The organism is Sphingobium wenxiniae (assembly GCF_007830065.1).
Classification (GTDB): domain Bacteria; phylum Pseudomonadota; class Alphaproteobacteria; order Sphingomonadales; family Sphingomonadaceae; genus Sphingobium; species Sphingobium wenxiniae.
In genome coordinates, this window is sequence record NZ_VLKK01000027.1 from 1 (window position 1) to 19,640 (window position 19,640).

Consider the following 19,640-nt stretch of genomic DNA (forward strand, 5'->3'; position numbering starts at 1 on the left):
CATCCAGGCGATGGATCACCCGCGCTGGATCGCGCGGATCGGCAATACAAGCCGCCAGGCGCTGGCAAATCCCCATCGCGCGCTCGGCCTGTGCAAGCAGTAGAACACCGCCATCCGAGGTAAGCCGGCCACCGTCGAACGCAGCTGTGATTTTCTTGCGGCCGACTGCTGGGAATCCAAATGAGCTTGCGATATCATCGTTCATGGCGGGTGTGGCCCGTGGCATTTTCTGCCCTGCGGCAGGTTCGGCTTAGACACCCAGTTCCTAATTCAGATCAGAGGCTTACGCCACTCCCGCCAACCCTTCAGGACACTTTTGGTGAATAAGGCGGGCTAGATCATGCTCCTGTGCCTGAAAGGCGGCGGCACGGAAATTGGAGCAGTAATTGCGGGCACAAAGATAGGAGCCGCCCTTGAGCAGCCGGCTACCCGATCCACCGCTGGACGCATCGCTGGTCGTCCATTCCCAGACATTACCGATCATATCGTGAATACCGAAGGCATTGGCCGGAAAACAGCCAACCGGAGCGATGCCCTTGAACCCGTCGCCCCCTGTGTCGGTGATCGGGAAGACGCCCTGCCAGCTATTTGCTATCGGCTGCCCGTGCGAGCTATAGGCCCATTGGGTCGGTGCGCGCGTCGTTGTCTGGTCGGATCGCGCCGCGCGTTCCCAGTGGATGGCATCGGGCAGCATCCGCCCCGCCCATCCAGCGTAGGCGAGCGCATCGTCATAGGTCACGTGGACGACCGGATAGTTGGCCTTGCCGGACAGGCCGCTCTCCGGCCCATCGGGATGCCGCCAGGAAAGCCCCTTGGCATAGCGCCACCATTGCGCGGGGTCGGCGCTGGAGACGGAGCCAGGCGCCACGAATATGGCGGAACCACCCTCCCGCTCGGCCTGGGTTCGATAGCCGGTCGCCGCCACGAACACAGCGAACTGCCGGTTCGTCACTTCATGCCTGTCTATCCAGAAAGCGGGGACATCGACCCGTCTTCCTTCCCGGCCCGGCCCGTCCTCACCCAGCAACACCACGCCAGCCGGAACGTAGGCCATAGTATCATCGACACTGCATTGTGGAGGCGCGGCATCGTCCTTGCGCGCCACCGCTGCACCGATTGAGCCGAAGAGCGCCAGAAACAGGAGGGGAAGCGTCAGCCTGCTCATTTTTCGAGACCGCCGGTGGCATTGCGATGGGTGGGGTCGATCTGCCCTACGGGCGCCCCAGCCTTTGGCACGATCACCCCCTTGGCCTTCGCATAGGCGTCCCAATCCTTTACCAGTTCGGCGAGTTTGGCGGGCTCGCTAGCAGCCAAGTCCGTGGTTTCGCCAGGATCCTTGCGGATGTTGAACAGCAACCAGCGGCCCGCAGGCAGGGAAGGATCGATATTGGTCGCCATGTCATTGAGCCACAGCGCCTTGTAGTCGCCCTTGGTCAGGTTGCGGCCGCCGAAGAGTTCGCCGCCTACAGCCACATTCGGTCCGCGCACTACCTTGACCTTGCCTTCAAGCAAGGGCTTCCAGGACAGACCTTCCACCGGCAGACGTCCAGTCGGACCCAAACCCTTGCCGTCTGTAGGCAAACCGGCAAGATCGAGCGCGGTCGCCGCAATATCGGTCACATGCGTCAGGCTGCCGTTGACGAGACCGGGCTTCACGCCCGGGCCATTGACGATGAGCGGCGCGCGCAGGCCGCCTTGGCCAGAGAAGATCTTGAACAGGAACAGCGGCGCGGTGCCGGCTTGTCCCCAGCCCGGTCCGTACCAGACCATTGAATTGGCCTGACCCAGATTATCCAGGCTGTTATCGAAATTGTCAGCGATTAACTTCCCGAAGTCCTTGTCGAATGTTCCTACTCGGTCATAGGCACTGCCGGCCGCTCCATTGTCCGAAAGGAAGATGACGATGGTATTGTCATATTTGCCATTGGCTTTCAGCCAATCGACGACACGGCCGATATTGACGTCGATCCTGTCGATCATCGCCGCATAGATTTCCATCTTGCGCGATTCCAGCGCGCGCTCGTCCGGGGTCAGATCGGCCCAGTGCTTGGCACCCACAATGGGGTGGGCAGGCACATCGCCCAGCAGCCCGAGCGCCTTTTGCCGCGCGATGCGCTGTTCGCGCAGCGCTTCATAACCGGCGTCATATTTACCCTTATATTTGGCGATCACCTCCTTGGGCGCCTGTAGCGGCCAGTGCGGCGCGGTATAGGCCAGATAGGCGAAAAAAGGCTTCGCGGCGTCTTTATTCTCATCCAGCAACTTCAACAAATTGTCGGTGAAATAGTCCGTCGAATAGGCACCCAGTGGGCGCTGGATCAACTGATGATCCTCGGCGTATTTAGCGCCCTTGTGGAACACGGTGGTCGCACCGAAATGATTGTCGCCGCCGGGCAGCAGAACATAGGACCGGTCGAAACCGCGATCCGCGGGCCATTGCCCCGCCCCTTGACCCAAGTGCCACTTGCCCGATAGAATAGTATGATAGCCACCATCGCGCAGGCGCTCTGCAATCGTAGCCACGCGATCGTTCAACCGCCCTTCATAACCCGGTTGCCCACGCTGCTCCGGAGTTAGCAGTTCAGCCATATTGCCGACGCCCGCATGATGATTGTCGTTCCCGGTGAGGATCATCGACCGCGTGGGGGAACAGGTGGGGGATACTTGGAAATTAGTGAATCGTGCGCCCCCTTTCGCTAGCGCATCCAAATTGGGCGTATCGATTTCGCCGCCGAAAGCGCCGATGTCGGAATAGGCCATGTCATCGGTGACGATTACAAGAATATTGGGCTTTTCCGCTGACTTGAACACGGGAGGCGCGGCCGCCGCCTGTGTGTTCAGGGCCACGGCCATCGCCAATCCCGCAACAAAGCGCGTCTTTCCAAACAGCATCGTTTTCCCCTGTTTCCTGTTAAGTCCCGGAATAGGCCTTCAGGCGATCTCTGATAGTTGTCTACCAAATCAGTCGACATAATAAATCTATTGTCTACCAAATTAATTGTATATGGCTTCGGACAAGCTCCCGCTTAGAGAGAGCCATGCCTACAGACCCGATCACGGGATAGCCGGCGGCTATTCATCGAATATGTATCGGGGGTTCCATGCCATCTATCATCGCGCGCACTGTCACAGCCCGAATTGCAGGGGAGCCCGGCAGGCGCAAATCCGTCCTCGCCTTGCTCGCCGCCAGCACGTTGGCATCAATCGCTGCTCCGGTGATGGCGCAGCAGGATTCGACGGATACAAGCGCGGAGGACCGGGCGGAGATATTGGTGACGGCGCGCAGGCGTGCGGAGAACATCCAGAATGTGCCGATCGCCATCAGCATCGTGGGCGGAAAGGCGTTGGAGCAAACAGGCGCCCGCGGTCTCGATCAGATCAAGCAGTTGGTCCCAAGCTTGCAGATATTGGGGAGCAATCCCCGAAATACGAACATCAACATCCGTGGTCTGGGCACCAGCGTCGGCACGTCCAACGATGGCCTGGAAAACGGCGTCGGTGTCTATATTGATGATGTCTATTATGGCCGACCTGGCCAAGCGATGTTCGACCTGTTCGATATCGATCGCGTGGAAGTGCTACGCGGCCCGCAGGGCACGCTGTTCGGCAAGAACACGACGGCCGGGGCGATCAGCATCACCACCCGTGGCCCGTCTTTCGATACGGAGGGCAATGCGGAGGCCAGCCTGGGCGACGATCAATATCGCCGGATTCGAGCCTCGATCGCCGGTCCGCTGGTCGACGGCGTGCTCGCCTATCGTGTTTCGGGTAGTTATACGAAGCGAGACGGCCAGTTCTACAATAGCCGGTTGAACGAGGATACGAACGACCTTAACCGCGCATCCGGCCGGGGGCAGCTTCTCTTCACGCCCAGCAGCAATTTCAAGCTGCTCATCGGCGGCGACTATAGCTGGCAAAAGGAAAATTGCTGCGCCACGGTCTTTGCCGGTGTCGCGCCCGCCCGAATCGATGGCACGCCCATTCCCAATAATTATTACGACCGCGCGACGCGCGCGGGCTATATCAGCCCGCCGGTCGATCCTTTCGCGTTGCGGACGGATACCGACGTCAACTCGCATTTCCGGATGTCGCAAGGCGGCGCGTCGGGCAAGGCCGACCTAGATCTGGGCAGTGCGACGCTGACCTCCGTCACGGCGTTTCGCTACTGGCATTGGGATCCGGTGAATGATGGCGACAGCATCGGCCTGCCGATCCTGTCGATCGCCCAAACCAGCAACCGGCAGAAGCAGTTCAGCCAGGAATTACGGATCGCCTCCAACGGAACCCGCACGATCGACTATGTCGCGGGTCTTTATTATTTCCATCAGCGCATCGTCGGTAGCAACATAACGCAATATGGTTCCGCCGCCCCGAACTGGGTCCTGGGGTCAAATTCGGTCGCGAATGTCGCCGCCATCGACGGCTTCACGACCTTTAACGATTCCGCGTCCACGACCGATAGCTATGCCGGTTTCGGTCAGGTCAACTGGCATATTTCGCCGGCCCTCAGTCTGACCGCGGGCCTGCGCTACACCCACGAGAAAAAGTCCGGCGATTTTGCTCAGACCGTGTCCGGCGGGGCCGATCTATCGACCCTTCCGCTCGACATTGCCGCCGCGGCGCTCGCGTCCCGCAACAGCCTGGGTCGCCCGCTCAGCTATGATGCGCGGGAAACCGACAACAGCCTGTCCGGCCTTGCGACGCTGTCCTATCAGGTAAGCAACGATGTGCTCGCCTATGCCACCTATTCGCGCGGATCGAAATCAGGCGGCCTCAATCTGGCGGCGCTGCCGACGGTGGAAGCGACCGGCGCACTCCAAGTCTCGCCGGTCCTCAATCCCGAGAAAGTGACCAATTACGAAGCAGGCATCAAATCCCAGTTCCTTGACCGAAAGGTCACGCTGAATCTCGCCGCCTTCTGGACCGAGAGCAAGGATTATCAAACGACCGTCCTCACCAATACATTCACCTACATCTCCAATGTCGGCAAGGTGAGAGCGAGAGGCGTCGAGTTCGATCTGCGTGCACAGCCGGCGGAAGGCCTGACCTTCTATGGTTCAGGTATCTACAATGACGCGAAGATCCTGTCTTATCCCAATTCGCCCTGTCCGATCGAATATCGAAGCCTGCAGGCGGTGTGCGATCTGTCGGGCAAGCGGTTGCCCGGCACGTCGAAATGGTCGCTGTCCGCGGGAGCGGACGTCAGCATACCGGTGGTCCTCGGGCTCGGCGAGACTGCGGCTTATGCGGGCGTCGACTACAGCTATCGATCATCCTTCTTCAACAGCAACAATGATTCCATCTATTCGATCATCCGCGCATATAGCATCGTAAACGCACGTCTGGGCATTCGAGCGGACAATCGCGTGTGGGACTTGTCGGTCTGGGCCCGCAATCTGTTCGACGAACATTATTACGAGAATTTCCAGCCTGGCAGCTTCAATTCGGCTGTGCTGCAGGGGCGCCCCGGCGATCCCCGAACGGTGGGCGTGACGCTGCGATCCACTTTTTGACAAGCATCAGATCGAAAAAAGAGGAGAAGCCGATGTCCTTCAGTCTCCAAAGGCGGGGCGGCCTGACCGCCCTCGCGCTGGTTATGTGCGGTCCCGGCGCCATATCGATCGCAAAGCCGGCAACGGGACTCCCGGTCTTAGCGCGAGCTACGCTCGCCACGCCGGATCAGATCGCAAGCGAACAGTTGGCGCTGCAGATATTGGCGGCGCCGCAGATCAAGCAGGCCAAGGCGCAAATATTGGAGCGGCTGCTTGCCGATGCAGATGCCCAAGGATCCACAGGCAAGGATCAGGCTAGGCGAGTGCTCGATCAATGGACGACCTATCTGGCATTCAATGCGGCATTCAGCGACACGCAACGGCCACGTGTCGTCACCGTCACCGACAATCGCCCGCACAGCTGGTCGGGCCAGCCCTTTCCCGTCTCTGCCCTGCCAATTTCCAATCCGGACAATATCTATCGATCAAGCCTGATCGACGGCGAAAGCCGCTATGCATTGCATGGCCATTTCGGTAATCCGCGCGCCGGTCAATTCAGCATAGAACTGAGCCGCAAATCGATCGAAGGGGATCTTTCCAAGCAGTCAAAGACGTTCGGGGATATGGGCAATCAGGTCGTCATGATTACGGACGACACCATCCGCACGGAGCCCGATGGAAGTTTCACCATTTTAATCGATCCCGATCCTTCCAATGGACGGGCGAACCATATCCAGACGGTGCCGGGGCCGCTGCTGCTCCATTATCGCGATAGCCTGTCGGATTGGCGGCAGGAACCCACGCGGCTTGTCATTCGGAATGTCAGCGCGCCGGACCGGGCCGCGCCAACCCTGTCGGACCTCGTGAAGAGCACAGCGGCCAAGCTTCCCGATTATGTGACATTTTGGCAGGACTTCAAGAACAGCTTCCTCGGCACGCCGGATTACAACACACTTGCAGGTCCCTATCGGCGTGATGGAGGATGGGGTTATTCCGCAAGCGGCCGGTTCCAGATTGCCGCGGATGAGGCATTGGTGGTCGTCGTCCGCAATGACCGTGCCGCATATACGGGTTTCCAGATCGCCGATCCGTGGATGGTGACGCCCGATCCGTCCAAATTCCTCATCAGCCGCAACAAGGCGCAGTCTGTGCCGGACGGGGACGGCCGTTATACCTATGTCGTCTCGGCGAAGGACCCCGGTGTGGCCAACTGGATCGAGACTGCCGGCTTGTCGCGCGGCTGGCTCCAGATCCGGTGGCAGGGCGTGACTCCAGGCAGCAACGGCAAGGGATTTCTGGAGAGCGTCGCGCTCGTGAAGTTCGCCGATCTACACAAGACAATCCCGGCCGATGTCGCCAAGTCCGCACCGGAGAGGCGAAGACGCGAGCGAGCCGAACGTGTAACGACCTATCCGATACGGTAGAAGAGATATGCTGGCGCGCAAGAGCGAGAGGCGCGTGCGGTCTGTTGCCGATCGTCTCATCGCTCTCGTCTCGGTCCCGAGTCCCATGTCCTGCCGGTGTCCCCTCAAAGAGGATAAAGGATATTATGTTGCCAAAGCAATAGTTGCCTATTGAATGGAATGGGAGTTCACGCTAGAGGGAGAACATGCTGGCTCAGCACACCGATTCCCAGGCGACGGCTCTCCTCGATCTCACCAACGCATTACAACCCATCCGCCGCGTGTGGGTGCAGGCGGCAACATTGGTTCTTGCGGATCTGGGGCTACCCAGTTCGCTCGCGACCGCGGTCATTCTGACGTCACGCTCTGGCAACGCGGGGATCAGGCAAACGACCCTGGCTGAAGAAGTCGGCGTAAACCCGGGGGGAATGGTTCGTATCCTGGATCAGGCGGAAGCTGCCGGGCTACTCGAACGGCGGGATTCATCTGAAGATCGCCGGGTCAAGACGGTCCATGTTCTTCCCAAAGGACGCGAACTTGCCGGCAGGATGGAAGCAGCGATCACCCGGCTGCGGGAAGCGTTGCTCGGAGACCTGCCGCCCGAAGACATTGAGACCGCCACGCGCGTCCTTCGCCTGTTTGAAGAGAGGATCGGCGCGTTCCTGAAGCAGGAGCGTGCAAGCCGGTGAAGGTCACGGCCCATCAGTTGCTCTTCTCGGTCAAGCTGTTCATCGCGGCGATGATTGCCTTCGCCGTGGCCGTCCGGATCGGCCTGCCTCAACCCTATTGGGCGCTGGTGACCTGCTGCGTCTGCATGAACCCGACCACGGGCGCGATCCGGTCGAAGGCGGTCTATCGCTTCACCGGCACCCTCTGCGCGGGCCTGACCACCCTTGTGATGGTCGCCCTGTTCGCTAGCACGCCCTTGCTGTTGATCGTCGTGGCGGGATTGGTGGCCACCGCTGCTTTTGGCGCTTCCTTCCTCGATCGCACCCCGCGCAGCTACGGCTTCCAGCTTTTCGCCATCACGCTGATGCTCGTCGCGGTCGCGGGCGTCGACCATCCCGAAGCGGCTTTCGACACCGTTGTCGCCCGCGTCAGCGAGATCGGGCTCGGCATCGTCGTCACCACTCTGGTCGACAGCGTCATCGCCCCGCGCTCGCTTGCCGGCACGCTTCGCTCCGGCCTGCAGCGCTGGCTTCCGGGAATGGAGCGCTGGGCTAACGACGTCTTTGACGGCCATGAGCGTGACGCGAAGGAGGAGCACGATCGGTTGAAAATACTGGCGGACATCAGCGCGCTTTCACAGATGACGGCGCTGCTGCGCTATGATCCGACGATCGCGCGTGGCGAACTGCGCCAGACGCTCGCCATTCAGCAGCGGCTCCTGAGAATGGTGCCGCTCCTCTCCGCGATCGCCGATCGGATCACCGGTCTTGGCGCGGAGGAGCGCGAAGCGCTCATCCCGTGCCTCGCCGAGGCCCGCGCCTGTCTCGCCGCGGGCGCTCCGCCTGAGGGTGGACTGGCCGACCGCGTGCGCCATCTCCCAATCGGCACCGGCCAGGAGCGGCCGTGGCATCAGCTCGTCCACGATGCGCTGGCGGCGATGCTGGTCGAGGTGCTGACGCTGTGGAACGAGGTGAAGCGGATCGACTCTGCGCTGATGGGCGAGGCCAGGCTCGACCGGGATCTGGCCCGCTCGGTTCGCGGCACGGCCGCCGCGCCGCTGCCTCCCGATTTTGGTCATGCTTTGCGCATGGCGGCGGGCATCGGCGTTGCCTATGTCCTGCTCTGCGGCCTCTGGCTGGCGACCGGCTGGCATCAGGGGCCGAACGCCGTGCTGATCGGCACCGTGGCGCTCAGTTTCTTCGGCGGCGGAGACGAGCCGGGGGAGGCGATCGCCATGTTCGGCCGCTTTGCCGCCCTCGCCCTGACGCTGGCCGCCATCCTCTGCTATGCGCTGCTTCCGCTTGCGAGTGATTTCCCGACCTTCGCGATGGCGATGGGCCTGTTCATGCTGCCCATCGGCACCTGGGCGGCGGTCAACCCGATGGCTACCCTCGTGCTCGCCTTCGGCCTCAGCAACATCAACCTTCAGGGCGCCTACGCACCGATGGATTTCGGGGCATTCCTCGAAGCCTCCTTTGCCAGCCTGCTCGGCATCTTTGTCGCGTTTCTGGGAGCGGGCCTGTTCCGTACCTGGGGCGCGGGCCACCAGGTCCAGCGATTCCTGCGCATGGAAGCATGGGAGATCGCGCAGCTCAGCCGATCCGCAACCCGGCGGCTTCGCGAGATCTATATCCAGCGCGCCCTCGACCGCATCTCGGTGATGACGGCGCGGCTCGCCGCGACCGGGCAGGTCGAGCGAAGCGCGCGGTTGATTGCACGCCTGCGGGTGGGCGTCACTGTCGCCGACCTTCGTATCCTGGCGAAAGCGCTCGATCCTGATACGCGGCAGGCGACCGAACAGTTGCTCGATCGATTTCGCCGCGAGTTCGACAAGCCGCAACCATCACCCGATCTGCTTTCGCTTATCGACCGGGCGCTTGACTATCTCTGGTCCGCCAGACGGGAAGGATCAGACGTCCCGACCGACCGCGCGATGCATTCGCTGGCTGGCTTGCGCATTGCGCTGTTCGGACATGCACCCGCCTGGATACCCGCCTCATGATCGGCGAGATCGATATCGCAGGCATCTTCATCTCACCGCTTCTGCTCTGCATGATAGTGGGATTCGCTGTCCGCCTGCTGCTTTCACGGCTCCTCGAAGCGGCCGGTTTTTATCGGGTAGTCTGGCAGCGACCGCTATTCGACACCGCCCTTTTTCTCATCCTGACCGGCGCCGCCTTCATCGTGCTGCGCCTGGTCACGCGCAGCTAAAAACATTGCCATGACATTCGACCGCGACACCCTGCTCCGCCTGCTCAAGCCGCTGCTGACCCTGCTGGTCGCGCTGATCGCCATGCTCGTGCTGTGGCACCTCTACAGCTATTACACCTATGCGCCGCAGACCCGCGACGGGAAGATCCGCGCCGATGTCGTGCCACTCGCCGCCGATGTCTCCGGCCGCGTCGAGGAGGTGCATGTCCGCGATAACCAGGCCGTGCATAAAGGCGACCTGCTCTTCACGATCGATCATGTCCGCCTGCGCAACGCGCTGGCACAGGCCGAGGCGGCGGTGGCGACCGCGCAGGCCACGCTCAGCGCCGCCGAGCGGGAGAACCGGCGGTATCAGGGCCTTGCCGATATCGTCTCGGGCCAGCAACGCGACGACCGCCGTTCGCAGGCCGAGGAGGCGCGGGCACGTTATGCGCAGGCGATCGCCGACCGCGACCTTGCCCGCATCAATCTGGAGCGATCCGCCGTGCGCGCGCCGGTGAACGGCATCGTCACCAATTTCTCGCTACGCCCCGGCGCCTATGCGACCGCCGGTCAGGCGGTGATGGCGCTGGTCGATTCCGACAGCTATTATGTCGCGGGCTATTTCGAGGAGACCAAGCTCTCCCATGTCCGCCCTGGCGCCCATGCCACCATTCGGGTGATGGGCGAGGATCAGCCCCTGTCGGGTCATGTCGAGGGACGCTCCGCCGGGATCGACGACCGCGAGCGAACCACGGCGGCGGGAACCCTGCTCGCCAACGTCAACCCGACCTTCAGCTGGGTACGGCTTGCCCAGCGCGTTCCCGTCCGCATCGCGATTGACAAGGTGCCTTCGGGGATCGACCTGATTGCCGGCCGCACAGTCACCGTGACGCTGGACGGCGCGGAGGACGCGCTCACCGTCCGCAGGGCGAGTTGAGCGTGGTCCGGTCTGGAACAAGATTATCGGGGGCGATGGGCGCTGCGCTGCTGCTGACCGGCTGTGCGACCGTTGGACCGGACTACCGTGCGCCCCCGCCCCCCGCCGGCATCGCCGAACACGCGCCGGCCTTTGTCGAGGGCAATGCGCCCGCCTACGCCGCAGAGCCTTTGCCGTCGCGCTGGTGGCAGCTCTATGCCGATCCGGCGCTCGATACGTTGGTGGAGGAAGCCCTCAAGGCCAATACCGACCTGCGCGTTGCCGCCGCCAACCTCGAGCGCGCCCGTGCGGTCGTGAATGAGGTGCGGGCAAGCGCCGGCGTCCAGACCTCGGCCGATGGCGGCATCTCGGTTGGCGAGGCGTCCAACCTCGGCATCGGTTCGCCGGCCGGGACGCATGCGACGCTCGATGCCGGGATCGGCATTTCCTACGAACTCGATGTCGTCGGCCGCATTCGCCGAACGATCGAGGCAGTGGAAGCCGATGCCGGGGCGCAGGCGGCCGCCTATGACCTCGCGCGTATGACCGTGGCCGCGAATGTGGTCGGCGCCTATGGCGACGCCTGCGCCACCGGCGCCCGGATCGCCGTCGCGCGGCGCTCGGTCGATCTCCAGCGCCAGAGCCTGGCGTTGACCGGGCGCGGCGTCCACCGTGGCGTCTATGGCCCGCTCGACGCAACCCGATCGCGCGCGCTTCTGGCGCAGCTCGAAGCGGCACTTCCTCCGCTCGAAAGCAGCCGCAGGGCGGCGCTCTACAGCCTTGCGGTGCTGCTCGGCCGCGCGCCCGAGAATTACCCGCCCGAACTGGCGCACTGCGCGGCCATTCCGACAATCACCCGGCCGCTGCCGATCGGCGACGGCGCCGCGCTTATCCGCCGGCGTCCCGACATTCGAGAAGCGGAGCGCACTCTCGCCGCCGCGACCGCCCGGATCGGCGTCGCGACCGCCGACCTTTATCCCAGCGTCAGCCTTGGCGGATCGCTCGGCACGACCTCGCGAAGCGTGGGCGGGCTGGTCGACAGTTCTGCCTTCCGCTTCAATCTCGGGCCATTGATCTCCTGGAGCTTCCCTAATCGCCGCGTCGCGCGCGCGCGCATCGCGCAATCCGATGCTGCGGCGCGGGCCGCGCTCGCCAGCTTCGACGGCAGCGTGCTGTTGGCGCTTCGCGAGGCCGAAACCGCGCTTGGCGCCTATGCCCGCGATCTCGAAGAAAATGCAAAGCTCAAGGTTGCACGGGAAGAGAGCCGGAAGGCTGCCGGGATACAGGCGCGGATGAGGCGCGGCGGACTCGCTTCCGGTCTCGAATTGCTCGATACCGAGCGCAGCCTCGCCAGCGCGGAGTCCGCCCTCGCCGGCTCCGACGCCACTATCGCCACGGACCGGGTTCGCCTTTTCCTCGCTCTTGGCGGCGGGTGGGAAACACCCCTCGGTCCGCAAGGCGAGTGAATCCGGATGACAGGACAGACGCCATGAGATTGCATATCAGCAGATTTACCACCCTAGCCCTCTGCGCGCTGGCGGCGGTAGTCCTCATCCCCCTCACCATCCGCATCCATTGGCTGTGGATACCCGCATCGCTAGCCGGTCTGCTGGTTCTGCTGGGCGTTCGCGACCTGCTCCAGCCAAGGCACTCGATCCAGCGCAATTATCCCATCATCGGCCATGTCCGCTGGCTCGTCGAACTGATCCGCCCGGAATTGCGCCAATATCTGTTCGAGGCCGACGAGGATGCCACGCCCTTCTCCCGGTCGCAGCGCTCGCTCGTCTATCGCCGCGCCAAGGGCGAACCTGGCGATCAGGCCTTCGGGACGCTACTCGACGTCTATCGCGATGGATATGAGTTCATCAGCCATTCGACCCGTCCCGTGCCTGCCGCCGATCCCGGCACGTTCCGCATCACCATCGGCGGCGATCAGTGCGCGAAGCCCTATTCCGCGTCGATCTTCAACATCTCGGCCATGAGCTTCGGTTCGCTTTCGGCGAACGCGATACGCGCCCTTAACCGGGGGGCGCGGCTGGGAGGCTTCTATCATGACACTGGCGAGGGTAGCATCAGCCCCTATCACCGCGAAGAAGGGGGAGATATCGTCTGGCAGGTCGCCAGCGGCTATTTCGGCTGCCGCGACCAGGAAGGCCGGTTCGATCCCGATCGCTTCGCCGCACAAGCAGCGAGCGATCAGGTCAAGATGGTCGAGATCAAGCTCAGCCAGGGAGCCAAGCCCGGTCACGGCGGCATCCTGCCCGCCGCCAAGGTGACATCTGAGATCGCCGCGACGCGCGGCATCGCGGTCGGCCGCGACTGCGTGTCTCCATCAAGCCACAGCGCCTTTTCAACGCCGCTGGAACTGATGGCGTTCGTCGCCCGGCTCCGGGACCTGTCCGGCGGCAAACCGGTCGGGTTGAAGCTGTGCATCGGTCATCCCTGGGAGTTCATGGGGATGGTCAAGGCGATGCTGGAAAGCGGCATCTATCCGGACTTCATCGTCGTCGATGGCGCCGAGGGCGGAACCGGTGCCGCTCCCGTCGAATTCAGCAATCATCTGGGCGTGCCGATGCGCGAAGGGCTGCTGCTCGTCCACAATGTCCTGACCGGCGCCGGTATTCGCGACCGGATCAGGATCGGCGCGGCCGGCCGGATCGTCAGCGCGTTCGACATCGCCAGCGTGCTGGCGATCGGCGCGGATTGGGTGAACGCGGCGCGCGGCTTCATGTTCGCGCTCGGCTGCGTGCAGTCGCTTTCCTGCAACACCAATCGCTGTCCATCCGGCATCGCTACCCAGGACCGGTTGCGCCAGCGCGCGATCGTCATTCCCGACAAAGCCGAACGCGTCCGCAGCTTCCATACCAACACGCTGATCGCGCTGGCCGAGATGCTTGCGGCGGCAGGCGTGAGCCACCCCTCCGCGTTGCGCCCACGGCATCTGGTGCGTCGTGTGAGCGCCACCGAAATCCGGCAATTCGCACAACTTCACACTTTTCTCGAACCGGGCGCGCTGCTCGGTGATCGGGCGGCAGACGGTTTCTACCGCGAGACATGGGACATGGCACGGGCGGACAGCTTCGACGGTCTGGCCTATGCGTGACGGGGAAAGTATCGAGCGCTTGGACGACAGAGGTGTAGAACATCTTGCTGTGGATTCCGCCGCAGAAGCCGGCCGGCGACAATAGGGAGTCCCGTCCCAAGAGGACAGGGGTTTGATCTCCCCTGGCAGCTCGTCCGCTCGGTCGGCTCGCGTCGGCATCTGCAAGCCCGTTCCTACCCAAAATCGGTTTCGATTGCTCGCCGCGCCCCCAAATAGGATGCTGGAAGCTGGGCGCGCGATTGGCTTGGGATCTGGGTGCACTCAAGCATCAGCGAAGCGTCAGCGAGACGTGTTATGATTTGCGATATGACACAGCATCGAACCAATCCTCTCCACCGCTTGGCGCTTCGCGCCGGGCTTTTGCTTCCCTTGCTTGCGACCGTCGCCGGCCTGGGCATCTCGGCCGGGGCGCAAGCCGGCGACCATCAGGAGAAGGCGCGCGAACTTGCCGCCATCCGCGCGGCAGTCCAGCGTGGCGAGCTTCTGCCGCTACCGCGCATCATGGCGCTGGCGCAGGCCCGCGTGCCCGGCGACGTCGTCAAGACCGAACTGGAGTCCAAACGCGACCGGTTGATCTACGAGGTCAAGATACTGACCCGGAACGGCAACGTCCAGGAAGTGAAGCTGGACGCCCGCACCGGGACCATCCTCCGCGTAGAGGATGATTGATGCGGGTGCTCGTGGTCGAAGATGACCCGGTTGTCGGGCCGGACCTCGCGCAAGCACTCCGGGAAGCGGGTTTTGCCGTCGATCTCTCGATTGACGGCGAAGATGCCTGGTATCGCGGCGATGTCGAGGATTATGCGTTGGCGGTACTCGACCTTGGCTTGCCCAAGCTCGACGGCCTCAGCGTCCTCAAACGATGGAGGTCCGAAGGGCGATCCTTCCCCGTCCTGATCCTCAGTGCCAGGAGCGACTGGACCGAGAAGGTTGAAGGCATCCAGGCGGGCGCGGACGATTATGTCGGCAAGCCCTTCGCGATCTCATGCAGGCGACCGATGGTACGATCGCGCTCGGACGCTCCGAGCTGGGCGGTCTTGAAGTGCGCCTGGCCTGGCTTGTTGAACGGTCCCCGGCAGCCCCCCGCAAGAGCGCCTTTCTGCGGTGGATGACGCGCCATCGATAGGGCGCGTGCGGCACTTTCAGGGATATCATGGTACGCGCTATCGCGGGGAATCGGTCAGCGCCTATCTTCATGCTCGGTCGAACATCGCGATGCAATTTGGTCCCGGCAGGGGAACCGCAACGGCATAGATGAGGATCGCGGCGAGAACCGAAAACGTCATTGGATTTCCCTTTGCAGGGCCGCCGTGGCGGATAACGCTTCTCGACCAGGCCATTCGCCCCGACACGGCGGCGACGGTCGTAAGTGATGACGACATGCTGCTTCCTGGAGGAAGCGCCACCAACCAGCGTCACGAGTGCAGGCAATGTCTATCATCGCCCAAGATCATGCCATGCGTCTTGTCGGTTGCCAGCGACAAGCAACAAGACGGAGCACAGTCCTGAAATGGACGTGATAGACCACGTCCGGTTTTGCAAACTTCAATGTGCGATGCTCGCGGTCACTTTCTCTCGGCTTGGCTCACATCTCGCACCGCGCCACGGGCGGCATTGGTGGTGAGCGCGGCATAGGCGCGCAGCGCTGGCGACACGGCACGCTTGCGGCCGAAAGGCTTCCACGCCTTCTCGCCGCGTCCGATCATCTCCTCGCGTCGCTCTGCAATCTCCGCGTCATCGACATCGAGTTTGATGACGCGGTTGGGAATGTCGATCGTGATCGGGTCGCCGCTATTGACCAGGGCGATCAGGCCGCCTTCGGCCGCTTCTGGGGAAACATGGCCGATCGACAGGCCGGAGGTGCCGCCGGAGAAGCGCCCGTCGGTGATCAGCGCGCAGGCTTTGCCGAGGCCCTTCGATTTCAGATAGCTCGTTGGATAGAGCATTTCCTGCATACCCGGCCCGCCCTTCGGCCCCTCATAGCGGATGACCACGACGTCGCCTGTCTTGACCTCATTGCCCAGGATACCCGCAACGGCGGCGTCCTGGCTTTCATAGACGCGTGCGGTGCCGTGGAATGTCAGGATGTTATCGTCCACGCCCGCCGTCTTCACGATGCAGCCTTCGGGAGCCAGATTGCCGAAGAGGACAGCCAGGCCGCCATCCCTGGAAAAGGGGTTCTCGGCGCTGCGGATCACGCCCGCCTCGCGATCGAGATCGAGTTCCTTCCAGCGATTGCTCTGGCTGAACGCGACGGTGGTGCGCACGCCGCCCGGCGCGGCCTTGTAGAATTCGCGCACGCTCTCGCTCTGGGTGCGGCTGATGTCCCAGCGGTCGAGCGCCTCGCCGATCGTCCCGGCATGGACGGTCGGCAAGCTGGTGTCGATCAGACCAGCCCTGTCGAGCTGGCCGAGGATCGCCATGATCCCGCCCGCGCGATGGACATCCTCCATATGCACGTCCTGCTTGGCGGGCGCGACCTTGCACAGGCACGGAACGCGGCGCGACAGCCGGTCGATATCGGCCATGGTGAACGGCACCTCGCCCTCATGCGCCGCGGCGAGCAGGTGGAGCACGGTGTTGGTCGAGCCGCCCATCGCGATGTCGAGGCTCATGGCATTTTCGAACGCGGCGAAGCTGGCGATATTGCGCGGCAAGGCGGAGGCGTCGTCCTGCTCGTACCAGCGCCTGGCGAGATCCACGATGGTATGGCCGGCCTCGCGGAACAGCCTCTCGCGGTCGGCATGGGTGGCGAGAACCGAGCCGTTGCCCGGCAGGGAAAGGCCCAGCGCCTCGGTCAGGCAATTCATGCTGTTGGCGGTGAACATGCCCGAACATGAACCACAGGTCGGACAGGCCGAACGCTCAATGATCTTCACCTCTTCATCGGTATATTTCTCGTCCGCCGCGACGACCATGGCATCGACCAGATCGAGCGCGACCGTGGCCCCGCGAATATCCGCCTTGCCGGCCTCCATCGGCCCGCCCGAAACGAAGATCGCGGGAATGTTGAGCCGCATCGCGGCCATCAGCATACCGGGCGTGATCTTGTCGCAATTGGAGATGCAGACGAGCGCGTCGGCGCAGTGCGCATTGACCATATATTCCACGCTGTCCGCGATGAGATCGCGGCTCGGCAGCGAATAGAGCATACCGTCATGGCCCATGGCGATGCCGTCATCGACTGCGATGGTGTTGAATTCCTTGGCGACGCCGCCCGCCGCCTCGATCTCGCGAGCGACCAGCTGGCCGAGATCCTTGAGATGGACGTGGCCAGGCACGAACTGCGTGAAGCTGTTGGCGATCGCGATGATCGGCTTGCCGAAATCCTCGTCCGTCATGCCCGTCGCACGCCAGAGGCCGCGCGCGCCTGCCATGTTGCGGCCGTGGGTGCTGGTACGTGAACGATAATGGGGCATGTCGCGGTCCTTGAATCTGGTTTTCTTCACCTTACACATTCGCGCAAGGTTGAGAAATATATGATTGAAGCGATATAAGGTCGCAGGAGATATTTATCGAATGATCGATCTGCGCCGCCTCCGCCATTTCCTGACTGTCGCCGACACACTCCATTTCGGCCGCGCGGCTGAGCGTTTGGGCATGACACAGCCACCACTCAGCCAGTCTATCATGGCGCTTGAACGGGATCTCAGCGCGGACCTTTTCGTTCGCTCGAAACGCAGCGTCACCCTGACCCCCTTTGGCCGCGCGTGGCTGGAACATGTCCGGCCCGCGGTCCAGAGTATCGCCGCCCTCTCCGACATCGCCCAGCGCCTTCGCGCCGGCACGACAGGGCGGCTGTCGCTCGCGTTCGTCAGCACCGCCGACTATAATGTGCTCCCAAGGCTCGTGGAAAGATATTCGGCGTCCTTCGCCGACGTGGAACTCGAACTGATCGAGGCGACAAGCGATATCCAGATTGAGGCGTTGCTTGAAGGACGGATCAATGCGGGCATCCTGATTTCCGCACCGTCTGCCTTGCCAGCCGCGTTGGCATATCGTCCGCTGGTGACGGAGCCACTCGTTGCCGCCGTGCCCGAACCATGGATCGACGAAGGGCGATTGACCCTGATCGATGGAATGCTCCGCTCCGATGACTGGATGGCGCAGCCTCTCATCATCTTTCCCGCCCGCGTCTCCCCCGATTTTCATGAACTTGTGATGGGCTTCTACAGGTCCCGGGGCTATCAGCCGTTCATCCGGCAGGAGGCGATCCAGATGCAAACCATCATCAGCCTCGTCTCTGCCGGCCTGGGCATGGCGCTCGTGCCCGCATCGTTGCAGCATCTCATCCGAACCGGCGTTCGCTATGTCCATATCGCCAACGGAACGCCAGATCTCGAAACCGGCCTCGCATGGCGAAAATCGGACGACGCGCCAACCTTGACCAACCTTATAGAAATCTCGTCTCGCATCGGGAGGCGCGGAGCTAACGACGCGGCTTGAGCACCTCCAATGTCATCGGCACGCCGGGGTTCAAGGCCGGCGGCAGCATCACCTATGGTGGCAACCTGTCGGTTTTGCCGGCATTTCCTACAGCTTCTGAAAATGACGATTGCGAATAACTTCTGGCTTTTAGTGCGGGATTTCTTCCCGCATAACAGGGTCATGAGGTTTGCCGCGACGATCGCCATGATGCCGCTTGCCATCGCCGCCGCCCAGGCGATGGCGCAGACCGCGCCGCGCATGCTTGTCAGCAACATCGCCCCGGCAGAAGAACCGGGCAATATGCGTGTTGAAGTCACGGTTCTCAATCCCGGTCCGGAACCGAAGGCAAGCAGCCTGCCCGACCGGATCCCGGCCGAGTTGACAACCAACGATCAGCGGATGCCGGTGACGCTGGAACGTTCGCACCCATCGCCGGGACAGACGATCGCGCCGGGGGGATTCATCCAGGCCCAGTATCTGTTGCGCCTTCCGGCGGAAAGCCGGCATGGACCTTCCCTGACTCTGTCGCTCATGACCGGCAGCGCGTCGGGTTACGCCTTCGCGCTTCCCGAGGCGGGGACAGCCATGGCAGCGGCGCCGGACACCGGGCAGCAGGCATCTGCCGACCCGGCATCCGTTGCGGAAACGAGCGAGCCGCCGTCCGCCAAGCCGGATCGCGGCAATGCCTTTCTCGGCAATCTCTCCAGCTACGCCCCGATCTACGCTGTCTATGGTCCCGGCACGAACAGCGACGGCCGCATCCAGATCAGCTTCAAATATCAGCTCTTCGGCGATCCCGGCGCGGTCGGCGGCGACAATCCCCTTATCAACGGTATCCACTTCGCCTACACCCAGCGGCTGTTCTGGGATCTGGGCGCGCACTCCTCGCCCTTCCGCAATATCGACTATATGCCGGAGGTCTTCTACCTCCTGCCCGCCGCGCCGGTCGGAAAGCAGATCGCGCTGGGCGGCCAGGCCGGCATCCGGCATGAATCGAACGGCCGCGACGGCCTGGCGTCCCGCAGCCTCAATGCGATGTATATCCAGCCGGTCGCCACCGTGCCGGTCGGCAAATACACGCTTTCGCTCGGTCCTCGGCTTTCCTTCTACGTGGGCAGTCTCGCCGACAATCCCGACATCAAGCGCTATCGCGGCAACACATCCCTCTTCGCCGAGATCGGGCGCGACGACGGATTGCGCCTCTCGACCAACAGCCGTTTCAACTTCTCGTCCGGAAAAGGCGCGATCGACGCCGAACTCTCCTATCCGCTCGACCGCATCATCGATTCCAACCTCAACCTCTACATCTTCGGGCAGGGCTTCGCCGGATATGGCGAGAATCTGCTCGATTATAATCGGAAGATCACGCGGCTAAGGATCGGGATAGGAATCGTGCGGTAAGCCGTTTAGAAATTCCCAGCCTTCACCTCCCATTG

General features: G+C 62.7%; 17 protein-coding genes. 13 read left to right on the plus strand and 4 right to left on the minus strand.

What is annotated here, in order from left to right:
* The 3 genes from IQ35_RS18740 to IQ35_RS18750 form a co-directional block, all read right to left on the minus strand.
* A partial coding sequence (locus tag IQ35_RS18740) for a transposase (RefSeq protein ID WP_199739989.1) occupies positions 1-226 on the minus strand: 226 nt, incomplete at its 3' end.
* 57 nt (positions 227-283) lie between these two features.
* Positions 284-1,165 (minus strand): SUMF1/EgtB/PvdO family nonheme iron enzyme, encoded by an 882-nt coding sequence (locus IQ35_RS18745; RefSeq protein ID WP_145075696.1) that lies wholly within the window; start codon positions 1,163-1,165, stop codon positions 284-286.
* Positions 1,162-2,892: an arylsulfatase gene (locus IQ35_RS18750; RefSeq protein WP_145075699.1), complete on the minus strand. Its 1,731-nt coding sequence runs from the start codon at positions 2,890-2,892 to the stop codon at positions 1,162-1,164. Before IQ35_RS18750 ends, IQ35_RS18745 begins: the two co-directional genes overlap by 4 nt.
* 209 nt (positions 2,893-3,101) lie before the next feature.
* Between IQ35_RS18750 and IQ35_RS18755 the strand changes: the two genes are divergently transcribed.
* The 10 genes from IQ35_RS18755 (at position 3,102) to IQ35_RS18800 (ending at position 14,888) form a co-directional block, all read left to right on the plus strand.
* Positions 3,102-5,513: a TonB-dependent receptor gene (locus tag IQ35_RS18755; RefSeq protein WP_145075702.1), complete on the plus strand. Its 2,412-nt coding sequence runs from the start codon at positions 3,102-3,104 to the stop codon at positions 5,511-5,513.
* A 32-nt stretch (positions 5,514-5,545) separates the two neighbouring features.
* Positions 5,546-6,916 carry a DUF1214 domain-containing protein gene (locus IQ35_RS18760; protein WP_021246898.1) on the plus strand — a complete coding sequence of 457 codons (1,371 nt, stop codon included), beginning with the start codon at positions 5,546-5,548 and terminating at the stop codon, positions 6,914-6,916.
* Positions 6,917-7,101: 185 nt separating this feature from the next.
* Positions 7,102-7,584 (plus strand): MarR family winged helix-turn-helix transcriptional regulator, encoded by a 483-nt coding sequence (locus IQ35_RS18765; RefSeq protein ID WP_145075705.1) that lies wholly within the window; start codon positions 7,102-7,104, stop codon positions 7,582-7,584.
* Positions 7,581-9,566, plus strand: a complete 1,986-nt coding sequence (locus IQ35_RS18770; RefSeq protein WP_145075709.1) for an FUSC family protein — start codon at positions 7,581-7,583, stop codon at positions 9,564-9,566. Before IQ35_RS18765 ends, IQ35_RS18770 begins: the two co-directional genes overlap by 4 nt.
* Complete coding sequence (locus IQ35_RS18775) at positions 9,563-9,775, plus strand: DUF1656 domain-containing protein (protein WP_021246901.1); 213 nt, start codon at positions 9,563-9,565, stop codon at positions 9,773-9,775. The genes IQ35_RS18770 and IQ35_RS18775 overlap by 4 nt, the downstream gene beginning before the upstream one ends.
* 10 nt (positions 9,776-9,785) lie before the next feature.
* Positions 9,786-10,694, plus strand: a complete 909-nt coding sequence (locus IQ35_RS18780) for an efflux RND transporter periplasmic adaptor subunit (protein ID WP_145075712.1) — start codon at positions 9,786-9,788, stop codon at positions 10,692-10,694.
* 35 nt (positions 10,695-10,729) lie between these two features.
* Positions 10,730-12,139: an efflux transporter outer membrane subunit gene (locus IQ35_RS18785; RefSeq protein ID WP_145075715.1), complete on the plus strand. Its 1,410-nt coding sequence runs from the start codon at positions 10,730-10,732 to the stop codon at positions 12,137-12,139.
* A gap of 23 nt (positions 12,140-12,162) precedes the next feature.
* On the plus strand, positions 12,163-13,776 hold the full coding sequence (locus IQ35_RS18790) for an FMN-binding glutamate synthase family protein (RefSeq protein ID WP_145075718.1): 1,614 nt from the start codon (positions 12,163-12,165) through the stop codon (positions 13,774-13,776).
* A gap of 306 nt (positions 13,777-14,082) precedes the next feature.
* Positions 14,083-14,445: a PepSY domain-containing protein gene (locus IQ35_RS18795; RefSeq protein ID WP_081659849.1), complete on the plus strand. Its 363-nt coding sequence runs from the start codon at positions 14,083-14,085 to the stop codon at positions 14,443-14,445.
* On the plus strand, positions 14,445-14,888 hold the full coding sequence (locus IQ35_RS18800) for a response regulator (RefSeq protein WP_145075720.1): 444 nt from the start codon (positions 14,445-14,447) through the stop codon (positions 14,886-14,888). The genes IQ35_RS18795 and IQ35_RS18800 overlap by 1 nt, the downstream gene beginning before the upstream one ends.
* 453 nt (positions 14,889-15,341) lie before the next feature.
* Here IQ35_RS18800 and ilvD read toward each other — a convergent pair whose 3' ends face one another.
* The gene (gene ilvD, locus IQ35_RS18805) at positions 15,342-17,195 is read right to left on the minus strand and encodes a dihydroxy-acid dehydratase (RefSeq protein WP_145075723.1); all 1,854 of its coding nucleotides are present in this window, start codon (positions 17,193-17,195) and stop codon (positions 15,342-15,344) included.
* A gap of 103 nt (positions 17,196-17,298) precedes the next feature.
* Here ilvD and IQ35_RS18810 point away from each other — a divergent pair, with 103 nt between their 5' ends.
* From IQ35_RS18810 to IQ35_RS18815, 3 genes are read left to right on the plus strand one after another with little or no spacing between them, the layout of a single operon-like run.
* Entirely contained in the window at positions 17,299-18,222 is a 924-nt protein-coding gene (locus tag IQ35_RS18810; RefSeq protein WP_145075738.1) for a LysR family transcriptional regulator, read from the plus strand.
* The gene (locus IQ35_RS21775) at positions 18,219-18,341 is read left to right on the plus strand and encodes a hypothetical protein (protein WP_021246910.1); all 123 of its coding nucleotides are present in this window, start codon (positions 18,219-18,221) and stop codon (positions 18,339-18,341) included. Before IQ35_RS18810 ends, IQ35_RS21775 begins: the two co-directional genes overlap by 4 nt.
* Positions 18,342-18,384: 43 nt before the next feature.
* The gene (locus tag IQ35_RS18815; RefSeq protein WP_242003401.1) at positions 18,385-19,605 is read left to right on the plus strand and encodes a phospholipase A; all 1,221 of its coding nucleotides are present in this window, start codon (positions 18,385-18,387) and stop codon (positions 19,603-19,605) included.
* Positions 19,606-19,640: the final 35 nt, after the last annotated feature.

Bases quoted from the DNA above. Each gene is read 5' to 3' on its own strand.
- IQ35_RS18790 (WP_145075718.1), top strand. From the start codon at position 12,163: ATGAGATTGCATATCAGCAGATTTACCACCCTAGCCCTCTGCGCGCTG.
- IQ35_RS18765 (WP_145075705.1), top strand. From the start codon at position 7,102: ATGCTGGCTCAGCACACCGATTCCCAGGCGACGGCTCTCCTCGATCTC.
- IQ35_RS18745 (WP_145075696.1), bottom strand. From the start codon at position 1,165: ATGAGCAGGCTGACGCTTCCCCTCCTGTTTCTGGCGCTCTTCGGCTCA.
- IQ35_RS18800 (WP_145075720.1), top strand. From the start codon at position 14,445: ATGCGGGTGCTCGTGGTCGAAGATGACCCGGTTGTCGGGCCGGACCTC.
- IQ35_RS18760 (WP_021246898.1), top strand. From the start codon at position 5,546: ATGTCCTTCAGTCTCCAAAGGCGGGGCGGCCTGACCGCCCTCGCGCTG.
- ilvD (WP_145075723.1), bottom strand. From the start codon at position 17,195: ATGCCCCATTATCGTTCACGTACCAGCACCCACGGCCGCAACATGGCA.
- IQ35_RS18780 (WP_145075712.1), top strand. From the start codon at position 9,786: ATGACATTCGACCGCGACACCCTGCTCCGCCTGCTCAAGCCGCTGCTG.
- IQ35_RS18750 (WP_145075699.1), bottom strand. From the start codon at position 2,892: ATGCTGTTTGGAAAGACGCGCTTTGTTGCGGGATTGGCGATGGCCGTG.
- IQ35_RS18755 (WP_145075702.1), top strand. From the start codon at position 3,102: ATGCCATCTATCATCGCGCGCACTGTCACAGCCCGAATTGCAGGGGAG.
- IQ35_RS18795 (WP_081659849.1), top strand. From the start codon at position 14,083: ATGACACAGCATCGAACCAATCCTCTCCACCGCTTGGCGCTTCGCGCC.
- IQ35_RS18775 (WP_021246901.1), top strand. From the start codon at position 9,563: ATGATCGGCGAGATCGATATCGCAGGCATCTTCATCTCACCGCTTCTG.
- IQ35_RS18785 (WP_145075715.1), top strand. From the start codon at position 10,730: ATGGGCGCTGCGCTGCTGCTGACCGGCTGTGCGACCGTTGGACCGGAC.
- IQ35_RS18815 (WP_242003401.1), top strand. From the start codon at position 18,385: ATGAGGTTTGCCGCGACGATCGCCATGATGCCGCTTGCCATCGCCGCC.